General features: G+C 72.3%; 14 protein-coding genes. 11 read left to right on the top strand and 3 right to left on the bottom strand.

Features of this window, described 5'->3' with window-relative positions; all coding sequences use genetic code 11:
• The coding region (locus tag HMPREF3159_RS02330; RefSeq protein ID WP_070499507.1) for a RecQ family ATP-dependent DNA helicase at window positions 1-1,533 on the bottom strand (1,533 nt) is incomplete at its 3' end.
• 165 nt (window positions 1,534-1,698) lie between these two features.
• On the opposite strand from HMPREF3159_RS02330, the gene HMPREF3159_RS02325 reads away from it, so the two are divergent.
• Together HMPREF3159_RS02325 and HMPREF3159_RS02320 are read left to right on the top strand one after the other, a co-directional pair.
• Window positions 1,699-2,271 carry a hypothetical protein gene (locus HMPREF3159_RS02325; protein WP_070499506.1) on the top strand — a complete coding sequence of 191 codons (573 nt, stop codon included), beginning with the start codon at window positions 1,699-1,701 and terminating at the stop codon, window positions 2,269-2,271.
• Window positions 2,268-3,167 carry a hypothetical protein gene (locus tag HMPREF3159_RS02320; protein WP_070499505.1) on the top strand — a complete coding sequence of 300 codons (900 nt, stop codon included), beginning with the start codon at window positions 2,268-2,270 and terminating at the stop codon, window positions 3,165-3,167. Before HMPREF3159_RS02325 ends, HMPREF3159_RS02320 begins: the two co-directional genes overlap by 4 nt.
• On the opposite strand, the gene HMPREF3159_RS02315 is transcribed toward HMPREF3159_RS02320, so the two are convergent.
• Complete coding sequence (locus tag HMPREF3159_RS02315; protein ID WP_070499504.1) at window positions 3,125-3,388, bottom strand: hypothetical protein; 264 nt, start codon at window positions 3,386-3,388, stop codon at window positions 3,125-3,127. The genes HMPREF3159_RS02320 and HMPREF3159_RS02315 overlap by 43 nt on opposite strands.
• A gap of 99 nt (window positions 3,389-3,487) precedes the next feature.
• Between HMPREF3159_RS02315 and HMPREF3159_RS02310 the strand changes: the two genes are divergently transcribed.
• From HMPREF3159_RS02310 to ilvD, 9 genes are all read left to right on the top strand, one after another.
• Window positions 3,488-4,291 (top strand): GNAT family N-acetyltransferase, encoded by an 804-nt coding sequence (locus HMPREF3159_RS02310; protein WP_070499503.1) that lies wholly within the window; start codon window positions 3,488-3,490, stop codon window positions 4,289-4,291.
• Between the two features lie 86 nt (window positions 4,292-4,377).
• A complete protein-coding gene (gatC, locus tag HMPREF3159_RS02305) occupies window positions 4,378-4,674 on the top strand; it encodes an Asp-tRNA(Asn)/Glu-tRNA(Gln) amidotransferase subunit GatC (RefSeq protein WP_053916864.1) in 297 nt (98 codons plus the stop codon).
• 8 nt (window positions 4,675-4,682) lie between these two features.
• Window positions 4,683-6,209, top strand: a complete 1,527-nt coding sequence (gatA, locus tag HMPREF3159_RS02300) for an Asp-tRNA(Asn)/Glu-tRNA(Gln) amidotransferase subunit GatA (RefSeq protein ID WP_070499502.1) — start codon at window positions 4,683-4,685, stop codon at window positions 6,207-6,209.
• A complete protein-coding gene (gene gatB, locus HMPREF3159_RS02295; protein ID WP_070499501.1) occupies window positions 6,206-7,717 on the top strand; it encodes an Asp-tRNA(Asn)/Glu-tRNA(Gln) amidotransferase subunit GatB in 1,512 nt (503 codons plus the stop codon). The genes gatA and gatB overlap by 4 nt, the downstream gene beginning before the upstream one ends.
• Window positions 7,718-8,075: 358 nt before the next feature.
• The gene (locus tag HMPREF3159_RS02290; protein WP_070499500.1) at window positions 8,076-9,776 is read left to right on the top strand and encodes an alanine/glycine:cation symporter family protein; all 1,701 of its coding nucleotides are present in this window, start codon (window positions 8,076-8,078) and stop codon (window positions 9,774-9,776) included.
• A 274-nt stretch (window positions 9,777-10,050) separates the two neighbouring features.
• Window positions 10,051-11,580 carry a pyridoxal phosphate-dependent decarboxylase family protein gene (locus HMPREF3159_RS02285; RefSeq protein WP_070499499.1) on the top strand — a complete coding sequence of 510 codons (1,530 nt, stop codon included), beginning with the start codon at window positions 10,051-10,053 and terminating at the stop codon, window positions 11,578-11,580.
• Complete coding sequence (locus tag HMPREF3159_RS02280; protein ID WP_070499498.1) at window positions 11,577-12,902, top strand: lysine N(6)-hydroxylase/L-ornithine N(5)-oxygenase family protein; 1,326 nt, start codon at window positions 11,577-11,579, stop codon at window positions 12,900-12,902. Before HMPREF3159_RS02285 ends, HMPREF3159_RS02280 begins: the two co-directional genes overlap by 4 nt.
• A 32-nt stretch (window positions 12,903-12,934) precedes the next feature.
• Entirely contained in the window at window positions 12,935-15,262 is a 2,328-nt protein-coding gene (locus HMPREF3159_RS02275; protein ID WP_070499497.1) for a GNAT family N-acetyltransferase, read from the top strand.
• 77 nt (window positions 15,263-15,339) lie between these two features.
• The gene (gene ilvD, locus HMPREF3159_RS02270) at window positions 15,340-17,172 is read left to right on the top strand and encodes a dihydroxy-acid dehydratase (protein WP_070499496.1); all 1,833 of its coding nucleotides are present in this window, start codon (window positions 15,340-15,342) and stop codon (window positions 17,170-17,172) included.
• A 76-nt stretch (window positions 17,173-17,248) separates the two neighbouring features.
• Here ilvD and HMPREF3159_RS02265 read toward each other — a convergent pair.
• Window positions 17,249-17,661 (bottom strand): sirohydrochlorin chelatase (locus HMPREF3159_RS02265; protein ID WP_305764311.1); only part of this gene is annotated, 413 nt, incomplete at its 5' end.

Below are 17,661 nucleotides of genomic sequence, written 5' to 3'. Positions count from 1 at the left end.
TTCCGCATCGCGGGGTTCGTGATCTGGCCCCGCGCAGACGTCGCAGCGCCCACAGGGCACGGCGGTCTCATCGTCGAGCTGACGGGCGAGGAACATCATCCGGCACTGCTCGGGACCTCCGGAGAGCGCCTCGTACTCGAGCATCGCCTGCTGCTCGTCGCGGCGGGCGCGGGCGACGGTCTCGTAGCGCTCGGCGTCGTAGTGCCAGGGCGCGCCGGTGGAGACCCAGCCGCCCTTGACGTTCTGGACCGCGCCGTCCACGGCGAGCACCTTCAGCAGCAGCTCGAGGGCGCTGCGGCGCACGTCCACCCGCGCCTCGAGCGCCGGGGTGCTCAGCGGCGCACCGGACTCCGTGAGCGCGGTGAGCACCTGCGAGGCGGACTCCTGGGTGGGCATCGACGCGGTCGCGAAGTACTCCCAGATCGCCCGGTCCTCCTTCCCCGGCAGCAGCAGCACGTCCGCCCGGTCAGTGGCGCGGCCCGCACGGCCCACCTGCTGGTAGTAGGCGACGGGGGAGGAGGTCGCCCCGAGGTGGATCACGAAGCCGAGGTCCGGCTTGTCGAAGCCCATCCCCAGCGCGCTGGTCGCGGCGAGGGCCTTGACCTCGTTGTCCTTCAGCGCCTGTTCCAGCTCTGCTCGCTCCTCCGGATCGGTGCGGCCCGTGTACGCCCGCACCCGCCGCCCGGGCCGGTCCAGCAGAGAGGCGAGATCCTCCGCGGCGGAGACGGTCAGGGCGTAGATGATCCCCGAGCCCTCGAAGGAGTCCAGCTGCCGCACCAGGTAGTCCAGGCGCTGGCGGTCATCGGCCAATGACATCGACCCCAGCCGCAGCGACTCCCTGGTGAGCGAGCCGCGCAGGGTCAGCACCTCGCCGTCGGCCCCGCCGGTGCCGAGCTGCTCGGCGACGTCGGCGACCACGCGCGAGTTCGCGGTCGCGGTGGTCGCGAGGACCGGCACCCCGGAGCCGAGCTCGGCGACGAGATCCCGCAGCCGGCGGTAGTCGGGCCGGAAGTCGTGGCCCCAGTCGGAGATGCAGTGGGCCTCGTCGATCACGAGCAGTCCGCAGCGGTCCACCAGGCGCGGCAGCTGCTCCTCACGGAAGCGCGGGTTGACCAGTCGCTCCGGGGAGACCAGCAGCACGTCGATCCCATCCGCCGCGAGCCCTTCCTCGATGTCCCGCCACTCGGTGGGGTTCGCGGAGCTGATCGCCTCGGCCCGCACCCCGGCCCGCCTCGCGGCCGCGACCTGGTCGCGCATCAGCGCGATCAGCGGGGAGATGATCAGCGCCGGCCCCGCCCCGCGCCGCCGCTGCAGCAGCGCGGAGAGGAAGTACACCGCCGACTTCCCCCAGCCGGTGCGCTGGACGACCAGCACGCGGCGTCGCTCGGCGACCAGAGCCTGGATCGCCTCGAACTGGCCGGGGTGGAAGCGGGCGTCCGCCCGCCCGGTCAGGGCGCGCAGCGACTCGACGGCCTCCTCGTGCAGCGCGGCGCTGTCGGTCGGGGCGGCGGGGGTGTGCGGCGTCGTGCTCATGGACCCAGTGTGGCAAGCCGGACCGACGACCGACGACCCCGAGGCAGCGTCGTGGACACCCGCACGCTGGGGAGGAACGGTCGTGGGCGGGTGTCTGAGACAGCTCTCATGCACCTCTCATCCCCTGCGCACCCCGTCTCATCCGGCGCCTCTAGTGTTCCGGACATGACCTCCTCAGCGCTGCACCGTCGCTCCGCCGGAGCCTCCGTCCCCGACACCCCTGCCACCCGACTCCTCGCCGGCCTCCTCGCGGGAGCCCTGCTCACCGCCGTGGCCCTGCCCGCCCGCCACTTTGTCGCGGAGGGAGAGGTACGCGACTCCTTCCCCTTCTCCCACTATCCGATGTTCTCCGCCCGGCGCTCCGCCCATTACCGGGTCGCGCACCTGCTCGGCATCGACGCCGACGGCACCTCCCGGCCCCTGCACTACAGCTATCTCGGCACAGGCGGGCTCAACGCCGTGCGCCGCCAGGTCCGCAGGCGGGTGCGGGACGGCGACGGGCAGCACCTCGCCGAGCACGCCGCCGCGCTGGTCGCCGCTCGCGACCGCGCCGAGGACCGCGGGATCCTCGAGGTCCGCATGGTCCGCGGCCGCTACCACCTCGACACCTACCTGCGCGGCACCGACCGCGAGGACTTCACCCGCTCGATCGAGCTGGTCGGGGCGGCGCCCGTCCCGGGCCGCCGCAGCCGCCCCGCCGCCGTGGGGGAGACCGGACGCACGGAGGCCGGACGATGAGCCCCCTGCTCCGCCGTCTCGCGGACACCGCCCGGCGTCACCTCGCCCCCGCCGCGTCCCCGACCGCCCCCGCCCTGCTGCGTCTCGCCGTCGGCGGCTATCACCTGTGGCACGTCGGCCGTCGCCGCTCGCTGTATCGAGGCGTGCACCGCACCGCGAGCGAGAGCTTCGATCCTGTGGGCGTCGCGCGGGTGCTGAAGAAACCGCTCCCGCCCCGGGTCGCCGACGCGCTGCTGGATGCTTCCCTGGTCACCGGCGCGCGGTTCACCGCCGGGATCAGGCACCGGGTCACTGGGCCGCTGCACTCGGCGCTGCAGACCTGGAACTTCAGCTACCGCAACTCGTGGTCGATGGTGTTCCACCACGAGAACAACCTGGTGCTGCACACGATGGTGCTCGGCGCCGCGCCCGCGGCCGACGCACTCAGCGTGGATGCGGTGCTGCGCGACGGGACGCTGCTGCCCGAGCGACGCTCGTGGATGTACGGCGCGACGCCCGCCATGATGAACGGGGCCGTCACCCTGACCTACCTGTTGGCAGGTCTCGCGAAGCTCACCGGCCCCGACGGGATGCGCTGGGCTAGCGGAGCGTCGATGCGCAGCCAGGTCGCGGTGGACTCGCTGCGCAAGGAGATGCTCGGCGAGGGGTCGAACCCGCTGCTGCACGTCCTCGGCCCGCACACCGGGCTGTTCGCGGTGATGGCGGCGGGATCGCTCGTGCTCGAGCTCGGCGCACCGCTGGCCCTCGCGGACCGCCGTCTCGGATGGCTGTTCGCCGCCGGCGCCTTCGCGATGCACTGGGGGATCAAGGCGATCATGCGGATCACCTTCCCGTACAACCTCTCGGGCGTGCTCTATCTGCCGCTGCTGCTCATGCCGCCGCCGGAGCGGCGCTGAGTGGTCTCAGGACTCTCGGTCGACGGCGCGCCCTCGCGCTCCAGCCGACGCAGACGCTCCGAGGTGGACTCGGAGTCGCTCAGCGGGTCCTCCTTCGTGGCCAGCGCCCGACGCATCCGCTCTTCGAGCTCCTGCGCCTCACGGATCCTCGGATCCTGGGAGGCCTGCTCGCCGTCCTCAGGATCGTGCGAGGTGTAATCGATGTTCGGATCGACGGACATGGCGGGTCCCTTCGGTGCGATGCGGCGGAGACGGAAGTCTAACCCTCCGCGGGCCGCCGCGGATCGGCCCGGGCCGGCCCCCGCCGTACACTCGCCGCCATGCCGAAGCGGTCCCGCCCCACCTCGTCCCCGGCCCTCGCCGGCACCGCCCTCCTCGAGGCGCTGCTCGGCGGCTGGCGAGCCCTGACACGCCTCGAGGTGGACGGCTTCGCGCTCCAGCGGTCCCGCGGCGTGACCCGTCGTGCGAACAGCGTCGTCCCGATCGACCCGCCGACGGACACCGCGGCGCTCGACGCCGCACTGACGAGGATCGAAAGCCTCCTCGGCGCGGCGGGGGAGACGCCCACCTTCCGCCTGTTCACCGCCGACGGCCTCGACCACGAGCCCGTCCGTGCGGCCCTGACGCAGCGCGGCTACGACGAGAACGCCCCGGTCCACATCCTGCTCCGCCCGCTCGCCGACTTCCGCATCGCCCCCGACCCGCGCGCCGCGATCACCGTCGGCTCACCGCCCGAAAACTGGCTCGAGGCCTCCTGGCGGCTCGCCCCGCGCCCCGAGGACGGTGCCCGAGAGACGCTGCGCGAGATCATGGCCGGCACCCCCGCGATCTACCTCGCCCTCACCGACCCGGCCTCCCGCGAGATCGTCGCCGTCGGCCGCGCCTCGCTCGTGCCGCACCGCCGCCGCACCATCGCCGTGCTCGACCGGATCGCCGTCGACCCAGGCCGCCGACGGGAGGGGCTCGGGCGGGCCGTGGTGCGCTCCCTGCTCTCCCTCGCCGCCGTCCAGGGCGCGGACCTCGCTCTGCTCGAGGTCGAGACCGGCAACACCGCCGCCCGCGCCCTGTACCGCGGCGAAGGCTTCACGCCCTCCGGCGAGTACCGCTACCTCACCCGGCCCTGAGCCCGTCGACCCCGCGCCGCACACGCGTGAGCGGCACTCCCGCGCGGCCGTCGAACCGGAGCGCGCGCCCGTCCTAGACTGTCCCCATGCCTTCGATCGGACGAGATGACGTCGCACGCCTCGCCGACCTCGCACGGATCCAGCTCACCGAGGAGGAGATCACCCGCTTCGCCGGTGAGTTCGACTCCATCATGGACGCTGTCGCCTCCGTCTCCGAGGTCGCCTCCGAGGACGTCCCCGCGACCTCCCACCCCATTGCCATGACGAACGTCTTCCGCGAGGACGTCGTGACCGAGACCCTCACGCAGGAGGAGGCGCTGGCCGGCGCCCCCGATGCGCAGGACGGCCGCTTCGCCGTCCCGCAGATCCTGGGCGAGGAGTGAGAGAGAGCATGACCGACTCCACCAGCACCCCCGACATGATCCGCCGCAGCGCCGCCGCCCAGGCCGCCGCGCTGCAGGCCGGCGAGACCTCCTCCGAGGAGCTCACCCGCGCCCACCTCGACCGCATCGCGGCCGTCGACGGCGACCTGAACGCCTTCCTCCACGTCAACGAGGAGGAGGCCCTGGCCACCGCGCGCGAGGTCGACTCCCGCCGCGAGGCCGGCGAGGAGCTGCACCCCCTCGCGGGCGTGCCGATCGCCGTCAAGGACGTCCTGGTCACCAAGGGCCAGCCCACCACCGCCGGCTCCAAGATCCTCGAGGGCTGGGTCCCGCCGTACGACGCGACCCTCGTCGAGAAGCTCCGCGCCGCGGGCCTGCCGATCCTCGGCAAGACCAACATGGACGAGTTCGCGATGGGCTCCTCCACCGAGACCAGCGCCTACGGCCCCACCCGCAACCCCTGGGACCGGGACCGCATCCCCGGCGGCTCGGGCGGCGGCTCCGCCGCCGCCGTCGGCGCCTACGAGGCCCCGCTCGCGATCGGCACCGACACCGGCGGCTCGATCCGCCAGCCCGGCGCCGTCACCGGCACCGTGGGCGTCAAGCCCACCTACGGCTCCGTCTCCCGCTACGGCCTGATCGCCATGGCCAGCTCCCTGGACCAGGCCGGGCCCGTCACCCGCACCGTCGAGGACTCGGCGCTGCTGCACGAGCTGATCGCCGGGCACGACCTGCGCGACTCCACCTCGCTGCCGGACCCCGTCGGCGCCTACGCCGAGGCGGCCCGCAAGCGCGACGTGAAGGGCCTGCGCATCGGCGTGATCGAGGAGCTCGAGGGCGAGGGCTTCGCCCCCGAGGTCCGGGCCCGCTTCACCGAGTCCCTCGACCAGCTCGAGCGCGCCGGCGCCGAGATCGTCCGGGTCTCCTGCCCGAACTTCGAGTACGCGCTCGGCGCCTACTACCTGATCATGCCCTCGGAGGCCTCCTCGAACCTCGCCAAGTTCGACGGCATGCGCTTCGGCCTGCGGGTGATCCCCGAGGACCACCCCACTGCGGAGAACGTCATGAAGGCCACCCGAGGCGCCGGCTTCGGCGACGAGGTCAAGCGCCGCATCCTGCTGGGCACCTACGCCCTCTCGGCCGGCTACTACGACGCCTACTACGGCAGCGCCCAGAAGGTCCGCACCCTCGTCCAGCGCGACTTCGCCGCCGCCTTCGAGAAGGTCGACGTGCTCGCCTCGCCGACCGCGCCCACGGTCGCCTTCCGCCTCGGCGAGAAGATCGACGACCCCACCGCGATGTACATGAACGACATCGCCACCATCCCCGCCAACCTCGCCGGCACCCCGGGCATCTCCCTGCCCTCGGGTCTCGCCGAGGACGGCCTGCCCGCCGGCATCCAGTTCCTCGCCCCGGCCCGCGCCGACGAGCGCCTGTACCAGGTGGGCGGCGCCCTCGAGGCGCTGCTCGAGGACTCCTGGGGCGGACCGCTGCTGGCCAAGGCTCCCGAGCTCGCAGGAGGCGCAGCCCGATGACCACCACCGACATCACCCCCGTCGACTTCGACGAGGCGATCGACCGCTACGACCCGGTCCTCGGCATCGAGGTCCACGTCGAGCTGGGCACCGCGACCAAGATGTTCGACGGCGCGCCGAACATCTTCGCCGCCGAGCCGAACACCGCGATCACCCCCACCTCGCTGGGCCTGCCCGGCTCGCTGCCGGTCGTGAACGCGAAGGCCGTCGAGTACGCGATCCGGATCGGCCTGGCGCTGAACTGCTCCATCGCCGAGACCTGCCGCTTCGCGCGCAAGCAGTACTTCTACCCGGACCTCACCAAGAACTTCCAGACCTCGCAGTACGACGAGCCCATCGCCTTCGACGGCTGGGTCGACGTCGAGCTCGAGGACGGGGAGATCGTGCGCGTCGAGATCGAGCGCGCCCACATGGAGGAGGACGCGGGCAAGAACACCCACGTCGGCGGCGCGACCGGCCGCATCCACGGCGCCACCCACTCCCAGGTGGACTACAACCGCGCCGGCGTGCCGCTGGTCGAGATCGTCACCAAGCCGATCCCGGACACCAAGGGCCGCGCCCCCGAGGTCGCCGCCGCGTACGTCCGCACCCTGCGCGACATCTTCCGGGCCCTGGACGTCTCCGAGGCGCGGATGGAGCGCGGCAACGTCCGCGCCGACGTCAACGTCTCGCTGCGCAAGGATCCGAGCGCCCCGCTCGGCACCCGCACCGAGACCAAGAACGTCAACTCCTTCCGCTCGATCGAGCGGACCGTGCGCTTCGAGATCTCCCGTCAGGCCGGGCTGCTCGACGCCGGCGAGTCGATCGTCCAGGAGACCCGCCACTTCCACGAGGACACCGGCGGCACCTCCTCGGGCCGCCCGAAGTCCGACGCGGAGGACTACCGCTACTTCCCCGAGCCGGACCTGGTGCCCGTCGCGCCGAGCCGCGAGTGGGTCGAGGAGATCCGCGCCGCGCTGCCCGAGCTGCCCGCCGCCCGCCGGCGCCGCCTGCTGGGGGAGTGGGGCTTCACCGACCTCGAGATGCGCGACGTGATCAACGCCGGTGCCCTCGACCTCATCGAGCAGACCGTCACCGCCGGCGCCTCCGCTCAGTCCGCCCGCAAGTGGTGGATGGGCGAGCTCGCCCGCGTGGCGAAGGACCGCGACGTCGAGATCGAGGCGCTCACGATCACCCCCGCGCAGGTCGCCGAGCTGCAGGGCCTGGTCGACGCGAAGAAGATCAACGACAAGATCGCCAAGCAGGTGCTGGTGAAGGTCCTCGACGGCAACGGCGATCCTGGCGCGATCGTCGAGTCCGAGGGCCTGGCAGTCGTCTCCGACGACTCCGTGCTCACCACCGCCGTGGACCAGGCCATCGCCGACAACCCCGACGTGGTCGCGAAGATCCAGGGCGGCAAGGTCCAGGCGATCGGCGCCCTGATCGGCCCGATCATGAAGGCCACCCGCGGCCAGGCCGACGCCTACCGCGTCCGCGAGATCATCATGGAGAAGCTCGGCGTCAGCTGAGCCCGGTGCCGGCCCGAGACCGGCACCCGACATGCGGCAGGGGCCGCCCCGGAGAGATCCGGGGCGGCCCTGCTCATGTCACGACCGGGTGTGAGGGTCTCCACGAAGAAGGTCAACATCAGGTAAAGGCTCCGAGGGTCGGATTGTCCGACAGGTGCCTGGCGATGCAGTCCGAGTGCCCAGGTCGCGCCGAGGTTCCGCCCAGCATTCCGGCAGGTCGAACCGGCCCGGGGGCCTCACTACTCCTCGGTACAGTCATTCGTCGTCCGTTGCGGTGCCTCCCTCTCCGGTGACCGGCGCCCCGCGGGCCCCGAGCCCCCGACCCGGCGTACCCCCCGCCGAAGGAGAACCTCCTCAGATGCCTGGAATAGACGCGGCCGTCGAGACGATCTTCGGCCCCATCGCCGCCTTCCTCAGTGCCGTCGTGTTCTACGAGGCGCCGATCTTCGGCGGCGTCCCGATCATCGTCGTGTGGCTGATGGCGGCCGCGATCTTCCTGACCGTCTGGCTGCGCTTCCAGCCGATCACCGGGCTCAAGCACTCGATCCAGGTGATCCGCGGGCGGTACACCGCCAAGACCGACCCCGGCGAGGTCTCCAGCTTCCAGGCCCTCGCCACCGAGCTCTCCGGCACCGTCGGCCTCGGCAACATCGCCGGCGTCGCGGTCGCGATCGCGGCCGGCGGCCCCGGCGCGGCGCTCTGGATCGCGATCTTCGGCTTCTTCGCGATGAGCGTGAAGATGGCCGAGGCGACCCTCGGCGTCATGTACCGCAAGGTCAACGCCGACGGCACCACCGAGGGCGGACCCATGTACTACCTGCGCGACGGCCTCGCGCAGATCGGCCGCAGGCGCCTGGGCCGCGTGCTCTCGGTGCTGTACGCGATTTTCACCCTCGTCGGCGTGTTCGGCGCGGGCAACCTCTTCCAGTCCAATCAGGTCGCCGCGATCGTCGCCTCCTCGACCGGCAGCGAGTTCCTCTCGGGCAACCAGTGGCTGATCGGCGCGGTCATGGCCGTGCTCACCGCGGTCGTGATCCTCGGCGGCGTCACGAAGATCGCCCGCTGGACCTCTGCGATCACGCCGGCGATGGCCGTGCTCTACGTGCTCTGCGCGCTCGCGATCATCCTGGTGAACATCGAGGCGCTGCCCGCGGCGGTCGCCACGATCTTCACCAGCGCCTTCACGGCCGACGGTGTCACCGGCGGCATCATCGGCGTGGCCGTCATCGGCATCCAGCGCGCGCTGTTCTCCAACGCCGCGGGCGTCGGCTCCGCGGGCATGGCGCACAGCGCCTCGAAGACGAAGGAGCCCGCCACCGAGGGCTTCACCGCCCTGTGGGAGCCGCTGGTCGACTCCATCGGCGTGTGCATGCTGACCGCGATCGCGGTCGTCATCACCGGCGTCTACCAGGGCGGCGGCGAGGACGGCGTGGCGCTGACCGCGGCCGCCTTCGGCACCGTCGCGGGCTGGTTCCCCTCCCTCCTCACCGTCGCCGTCGCCCTGTTCGGGTTCTCGACCGTGCTGGCCTACGCCTACTACGGCGAGCTCAGCGCCAAGTTCCTCTTCGGCAGCTCCGTGCTGGTGCAGAACGTCTTCCGCATCGCCTGGGTGCTCGCCGTCATCGTCGGCGCCGCGATCTCGCTGGACTCCGTCATCGCCTTCTCCGACGCGATGTTCTTCCTGATGTCGGTCCCGAACCTGCTGGGCATCTACTTCCTCGCCCGCGTGCTGCGCCTGGAGATCCTGCGCCACCGCTACCGCGTGAGCGTCGGCGCCCTCTCCGAGGTCGAGCCGGACCTCCAGGTGGGCATGGGCTCCCATGAGCCCACCGAGGAGCAGATCGCCGCCGAGGAGCACCGCACCCTGACCGAGGAGCTGCGCCTGGCGGACCTCCACCGCCAGCTCGCCGAGGACCCCGACTTCCCCGTCCGTGCCGACCACCACGACGACGACCTCGCCTCGCCGATGGGGGAGACGGACTACGACGTCTGGGGCCAGGATCCCGAGCACGGGGGCGACGCCGACCCGCAGGCGGAGCGCAGCTCTGCCGGGGTCTGACCCCGCACCCGTCCTGCAAGACAGGGGCCGTTCCGGACGCACCGGGGCGGCCCCTCGTCATGAGCACTGCTGACGGACATCCGTCCATCACGGGACGCATCGGATAAGCACCTCCGCGAGCCCGTGTCCACGGCTTTTGTCCGATCCGGCACCGTCGTGGCGCTTCTCATCCGGGCGGCTCCAGGGTTTGCGAAACGACACGTGTGCGTATTTAGGGTAGGCAACCCTTACCCCGGCGGGTCCGGATGGCCCGCCGCCCCAGGAGGTCCTCCCCATGGCTTCACTCGCAACGCGACCGGCGGCCTCGGCCCCCGACGGGACTGCCGCCGCGGAGACCGGACTGCTCACCGCCCGCACCGCCGACGCCTACCAGGACCTGCTCGGCCAGGTCACCCGCGACGTCGCCGAGCGGCTCCGCACGGTGCGAGCCCCCTCCGTCGGCCCCGACCGCCAGCGGCTCGAGCAGCTCGTGGAGGGCGTCGACCTCGACGGCCCCGGCGTGGGGGACGCCGCCGCCCTGACCGAGGTCGACTCCCTCTATGCGGGCAACGCCGTCTGGTTCCACCACCCCTCCTATCTCGCGCACCTCAACTGCCCCGTCGTGCTGCCCGCCGTCGCCGCCGAGGCGATGCTCGCCGCGATCAACACCTCCGTGGACACCTTTGACCAGTCCCTGGTCGCGACCCTGATGGAGCAGCGCCTGGTGCGCTGGACCGCCGAGCGGATCGGCTTCACCGCCGGCGACGGCGTGTTCACCTCCGGCGGCACCCAGTCCAACCTCCAGGCTCTCTTCCTCGCCCGCTCCCGCGCCGAGCGCGCCGCGGACGAGGACCGCGCCGCCCTGCTGCCCCGTCTGCGGGTCCTCGCCACCGAGGCCGCCCACTTCTCCGTCGCCCGCTCCGCGCGCCTGCTCGGACTGCGCGAGGACGCCGTCGTCGCCGTCCCCGCCGACGCCGCGGGACGCATGGACGCAGCCGCGCTGCGCGAGTCGCTCGCCGCCCTCGAGGCGGCGGGCGAGCTGCCCGTGGCGATCGTCGCGACCGCCGGCACCACCGACCGCGGCCTCATCGACCCGTTGCCCGAGATCGCCCAGGCCGCCCGTGCCCACGGCGCCTGGCTCCACGTCGATGCCGCCTACGGCGGAGGCCTGCTCCTCTCCCGCACCCGCCGCCACCTCCTGGACGGCATCGAGCACGCCGACTCCGTCACCGTCGACTACCACAAGACCTGCTTCCAGCCCGTCTCCTCGAGCGCCCTGATCGTGCGGGAGAGCGCGGACCTCGCCGCGACCGCGCACCACGCCGACTACCTCAACCCCGCCGCGGAGGCGGCCTCCGAGGACGCCGAGCCGAACCAGGTCGACAAGTCCCTCCAGACCACGCGGCGCTTCGACGCGCTGAAGCTGTGGACCACGCTGCGCTCCCTCGGGCCGAACGCGATCGGGGACATGGTCGACGCCTGCTGCGACCTCGCCGCCGAGGTGCGGGAGGTGCTGGCCGAGGATCCCGACCTGCACGTGCTCGGCACCACCGACCTCTCCACCGTCATCTTCCGCTTCCGCCCCGCAGGGCTCGACGACAGCCGCGCCGATGCGCTGCAGCCCCTGATCCGTCGGATCCTCTTCCACTCCGGCCGTGCCATGGTCGCCCGCACCACCATCGACGGCACCCCCTGGCTGAAGCTCACCCTCTTGAACCCCGAGACCACGCTGCTGGACGTCGCCGCCGTGCTCGACCTCGTCCGCGCGACCGGCCGCGGCCTGCTGGCCGGCAGCCGCCTCGCCGCCACGGAGGAGACCCGATGACCACCCCCGCCCCGCAGCACGTCCACGACCTCGTCGGCATCGGCATCGGTCCCTTCGGCCTGGGCCTCGCCGCGCTCGCCGACCCCCTCGACGACCTCGACGCCGTCTTCGTCGACCAGGCGGGCGGTTTCTCCTGGCATCCCGGCATGATGCTCGAGGGCACCACCCTGCAGGTCCCCTTCCTCGCCGACCTCGTGACCATGGCGGACCCCACCTCGCCGTACTCCTTCCTCGCCTTCCTCAAGGCCACCGGGCGTCTGTACTCCTTCTACATCCGCGAGTCCTTCGCGCCGCTGCGCAGCGAGTACGACGCCTACTGCCGCTGGGTCGCCGAGCAGCTGGACTCCCTGCGCTGGCGCCGCCGCGCCCTCGCGATCGAGGAGGAGGGCGACCACCTGCTGGTCACCCTCGCCGTGCTCGACGCCCAGGGCGCCACCACGCGCTTCGAGCAGCTGCGCACCCGGCACGTCGCGCTCTGCCTCGGCACCGCCCCGCACCTCCCGCCCTCGCTCGAGACGCTCGCCGCGTCAGGCGGCCCCGCGGCGGTCCTGCACAGCGCCGACTACCTCGACCGCAAGCAGGACCTGCTGGAGGCGGGCTCCGTCACCGTCGTGGGCAGCGGCCAGTCCGCCGCCGAGGTCTACCGCGACCTGCTCGCCGCTGCCGCCCCGCGCGGCACCAGGGTGGACTGGGTGACCCGCTCGGAGCGGTTCTTCCCGATGGAGTACACCAAGCTCACCCTCGAGATGACCTCCCCGGAGTACACCGACCTGCACCGGGCGCTGCCGGAGGACGTCCGCGACGGTCTCTCCCGCACCCAGCGCGCCCTGCACAAGGGAATCAGCGCAGACCTGATCGACGAGATCCACGAGCTGCTCTACGGCCTCACCGCCGGCGGGCGCGAGCTCCCCTCGCGCCTGCTCACCGCCGCCGCCGTCACCGGTGCCCGCACGGACGCCGACGAGATCGTCCTGGACCTCGCCCACTCCCTCACGGGGGAGACGGCCGAGCACCGCACCGGCGCCGTGGTCGCCGCGACCGGGTACCGCCCTCGCGACGCCGATCTCCTCGCCCCGCTCGGCGACCGGGTCCGACGGGACGCATCGGGCCGCCTCGACGTCGCCCGCGACTACACGGTCGACGAACCGGGCCGTCTCCACGTGCTCGGCACCGAGGAGCACACCCACGGCGTGACCGCCCCGGACCTCGGCTTCGGCGCCTGGCGCGCCTCCGTGGTGCTCGCCGCCGTGCTGGGCCGCGAGCCCTACCCGATCGAGCGAGCGATCGCCTTCCAGACCTTCGGCCTGCCGGCCGCGCACTGACCGCCGGCCGCGCACCGACCAGGAGAGACCTGATGGACCTGACCTTCACCCCGCTGGACCCCGCCGCCCACGCCGAGCTGCTGCACGGCTGGCTCACCACCGACCGCGCCCGCTTCTGGGGCATGACCGCGCACAGCCCCGCCCAGGTGCGCGCCTACCTCGACAGCGTCGACGCCTCCGAGCACGAGCAGGGCTGGATCGGCACCCGCGCCGGGACCCCGCTCGTCTACGTCGAGACCTACGACCCCGCGCAGCTGCTGCCGGACGGGCTGCTCGCCCCTGAGCCCGGCGACCTCGGCATGCACCTGCTGATCGCCCCGCCCGCCGGGGAGCCTGAGCACGGGCTCACCGCCGCGGTGATGGGGGAGGTGGTCTCCTGGTGCCTGCACGAGCGAGGCGCCGCCCGAGTGGTCGTCGAGCCCGACGAGCGCAACCGCGCCGTGCTCGCCAAGAACGCCGCCGCCGGCTTCCGGGTGCTGCAGCACGTGGAGATCCCCGACGGCGACGGCACCAAGCGCGCCGCGCTGAGCGTCTGCACCCGCGCGGACTTCGCCGCCTCGCCACTCGGCCCCGGCACCACGTCCACCGCCCATCTCCGCCCCGACATCGCCGAGCAGGCCCACCGCCACCTGATCGCCAAGGCGCTCGCCGAGCTCTCCCACGAGCGCGTCCTCGCCCCCGAGCCGCGCGGCGAGGGGGCCTGGGAGCTTGCCGTCCCCGGCGCCGATATCCGCTACCGCTTCACCGCCCGGGTGCTGCCGCTCGAGCACTGGCTCGTCGACCCCGCCTCGATCACCCGCGTCGAGGATGGCACGCCCACCCCGCTGGACGTGCAGGTCCTCGTGGCCGAGCTGCAGGACCTCCTCGGCATCCCGGACGACCTCCTGTCCACCTATCTCGAGGAGCTCGCCTCCACCCTCGCGGCCCGCTGCGCGACCCTCGAGGAGGCGAGCCGCGGTGAGCGGCCTTCGGCCGAGGAGCTCCTGGACGCAGACCTCCCACGGATCGAGGCGGCGATGACCGAGGGGCATCCCGGCTTCCTCGCGGGCAACGGCCGCATCGGCTTCTCCCTGCCCGACTACCGCGCCTTTGCCCCCGAGCAGGGACGCACCACCCGCCTGGAATGGGTCGCGGTGCGCCGCGAGCACGGCCACCTCGCCCTCGGCGAGGGCCTCACCGAGGAGGACCACGCCGCCTGGTCGCTGTCGGCGGCGGAGCGCGCAGCCTTCGCCGCACGGCTCACGGATCGCGGCCTCGACCCCACGGGCTACTACCTGATGCCGCTGCACCCCTGGCAGGCCGGCCACCGCCTGCCGATCACCTTCGCGCCCGACATCGCCCGCGGCGACCTCGTCCCCCTCGGCGCCGGCGGCGACGAGATGCAGCCCCAGCAGTCCCTGCGCACCTTCTTCAACCGCACCCGCGAGGGCGCCCCCTATGTCAAGGTCGCCCTCGCCATCCAGAACATGGGCTTCCTGCGCGGCCTGTCCCCGCACTACATGCGCGACACCCCCGCCATCAACGACTGGCTCGCCGCACTCGTCGCCGACGATGCGGAGTTCTCGGACCAGGGCTTCCGCGTGCTGCGCGAGCGCGCCGCGATCGGGTACACGGGCGACGCCTACCACCGCACCCGCACCACGAACCCGCACCGCAAGATGCTCGCCGCGCTCTGGCGCGAGAACCCGGTCGCGCAGCTCGCACCGGGGGAGCGGGTCTTCACCATGGCGGCGCTCCTGCACCGCGACCACGAGGGCCGCTCCGTCGCCGCGGCGATGCAGCGCGCCTCCGGCCTGCCGCCCGAGCAGTGGCTCGCCGGATACCTGCGCGCCTATCTCCGACCGCTGGTCCACCTGCTGCTCGCCCACGACGTGGTGGTGATGCCCCACGGAGAGAACCTCATCCTGCGCGTGCGGGAGCAGCAGGTGATCGGCGCGTTCTACAAGGACATCGGCGAGGAGATGGCGGTGGTGGGCCGCCGTGCCCTGCCGGAGGGCATGGAGCGGGTGCGGGCCGTGGTGCCGGGGGAGGAGAAGGCGCTGTCGATCTTCACCGACGTCTTCGACGGGGTGCTGCGTCACCTCGCCGGGATCCTCGACGCCGACGGGATCCTTCCCGCCGACCGGTTCTGGGGTCAGGTCGCGAGCGTGCTCGACGAGTACGAGGCCGATCACCCCGGCCTCGCCCGAGGCCTCGCCGGCGATGTGGACCTCCGCGCCGGCTCCTTCGCCCACTCCTGCCTGAACCGTCTCCAGCTGCGCAACACCCTGCAGATGGTGGATCTCGGCGACCAGGCCTCCTCGCTGCTGTACGCCGGGAGGATGGGCAACCCCGTCGCGAGGGTGGGGGCGATCGTCTGAGCGGTGACCAGTGTGATCCCCGTCCGGCGTCCGGATGGTGACACCGCCATCTCGAATGGCGGCGTAGCATGACGGGCATGGCTCAGCTCCGTTCCCGCACCTCGACCCACGGCCGCAACATGGCAGGCGCCCGCGCCCTCTGGCGCGCCACCGGCATGAAGAGCGGCGACTTCGGCAAGCCGATCATCGCGATCGCGAACTCGTACACGCAGTTCGTCCCCGGCCACGTCCACCTCAAGAACATGGGTGACCTGGTCGCGAGCGCGGTCGAGGAGGCCGGCGGCGTCTCCAAGGAGTTCAACACCATCGCCGTCGACGACGGCATCGCCATGGGCCACGGCGGCATGCTCTACTCGCTGCCCAGCCGAGACCTCATCGCCGACTCGATCGAGTACATGGTCAACGCCCACACCGCCGACGCGCTGGTGTGCATCTCGAACTGCGACAAGATCACCCCCGGCCACCTCATGGCCGCGATGCGCCTGAACATCCCGGTCATCTTCGTCTCCGGCGGCCCCTCCGAGTCCGGCAAGCCCGTCGAGGGCGTCACCGAGAACCGGATCGACCTGGTCGATGCGATGTCGCTGTCCGCGAACGACTCGATCACCGACGCGCAGCTCGCCGAGGTGGAGGAGAACGCCTGCCCCACCTGCGGCTCCTGCTCGGGCATGTTCACCGCGAACTCGATGAACTGCCTCACCGAGGCGCTGGGCCTGTCCCTGCCCGGCAACGGCACCACCCTCGCCACCCACGCCTTCCGCAAGGAGCTCTTCCTCGAGGCGGGGCGGAAGATCGTCGAGCTCGCCACGCGCTACTACGAGGAGGACGACGAGTCGGTCCTGCCCCGGTCGATCGCGACCAAGGCCGCGTTCTCCAACGCGATGGCCATGGACGTGGCGATGGGCGGCTCGACCAACACGATCCTGCACATCCTCGCCGTCGCGATCGAGGCCGGCGTCGACTTCGGCCTCGACGACATCGACCGCATCTCCCGCTCCGTGCCGACGCTGTCGAAGGTCGCTCCCAACGGCACCGCCCACGTCGAGGACGTCCACCGCGCCGGCGGCATCCCCGCGATCCTCGGCGAGCTGGACCGTGCCGGGCTGCTGGACCACACCGTCCACACCGTCCACTCCCCGGACCTCACCAGCTGGCTGGCCGAGTGGGACGTGCGCGGCGGCAAGGCCTCGAAGAAGGCCGAGGCGCTCTTCCACGCAGCCCCCGGCGGCGTGCGCACCACCCAGGCCTTCTCCACCACGAACACCTGGGACGAGCTCGACCTCGACGGCGAGAACGGCGTGGTCCGCGCCGTCCCCCACGCCCACACCAAGGACGGCGGCCTCGCCGTGCTCAAGGGCAACCTCGCTCGCGACGGCGCAGTGTTCAAGACCGCCGGCGTCACCGAGGACCTCTTCCACTTCGAGGGCACCGCGGTGGTCTGCGACTCCCAGGAGGAGGCGGTCCAGAAGATCCTGGACAAGACCGTGAAGGCCGGCGACGTGGTGGTCATCCGCTACGAGGGTCCCAAGGGCGGCCCCGGCATGCAGGAGATGCTCTACCCCACCTCCTTCCTCAAGGGACGGGGTCTGGGGAAGACCTGCGCGCTGATCACCGACGGCCGCTTCTCCGGCGGCACCAGCGGCGTCTCCATCGGCCACATCTCCCCGGAGGCGGCCGAGGGCGGGCTGATCGGCCTCATCGAGGACGGCGACAGGATAATCATCGACGTCGACAAGCGCCTGCTCGAGCTCGACGTGCCCGAGGACGAACTGGCCCGCCGCCGCGAGGACAAGGGCGCCCTGCCCTGGCGGCCGGAGAACCGCGACCGGAAGGTCTCCCAGGCCCTGAAGGTCTATGCCCACCTCGCCCGCTCGGCGACCTACGGCGCGACCCGTCGCCCGCTGGACTGACCGCGGCGCCTGCGTCCGAGACCAACGGCCGTCGACCCCTCCCGGGGCCGACGGCCGTTCCTCGTGCCGGGCTGGCTCACGCCCCGAGCGCGGCCTCGTAGCGCTCCAGCGCGATCTCGGCGACGAGCGGATGATCGCCGAGCGGGGCGGCGACCACGTCGGCCCCCGAGGCGGCGACCAGGTCGTGGAAATGACCGGGGGCGAGCACATAGCTCGCCACCACCACCCGTGCGTCGTCGGCGAGGCCCTCCCGCGCCGCGGCGACGGCGTCGGCCACTGGTGGTGTGGCCGCATAGGCGAACCCCGTCTTCACCTCCCGCCCGAGCCGCTCGGAGAGCAGACGCGCCATCTCCTCGACCTGTGCGACGCCCTCGGGATCCCGCGTGCCGGAGCCCGCCATCACCACCGCGTCGCCGTCGCGCAGGCCCGCTTCGACGAGGCGCTGCGCCATCACCTCCGCGAGTCGCGGGTCCGGGCCGAGCGGCGCGG

Source organism: Brachybacterium sp. HMSC06H03 (genome assembly GCF_001807385.1).
Lineage (GTDB): Bacteria > Actinomycetota > Actinomycetes > Actinomycetales > Dermabacteraceae > Brachybacterium > Brachybacterium conglomeratum.
Note: the sequence above shows the minus strand (reverse complement) of the source record. Positions and strands in the feature narration are given on the sequence as shown.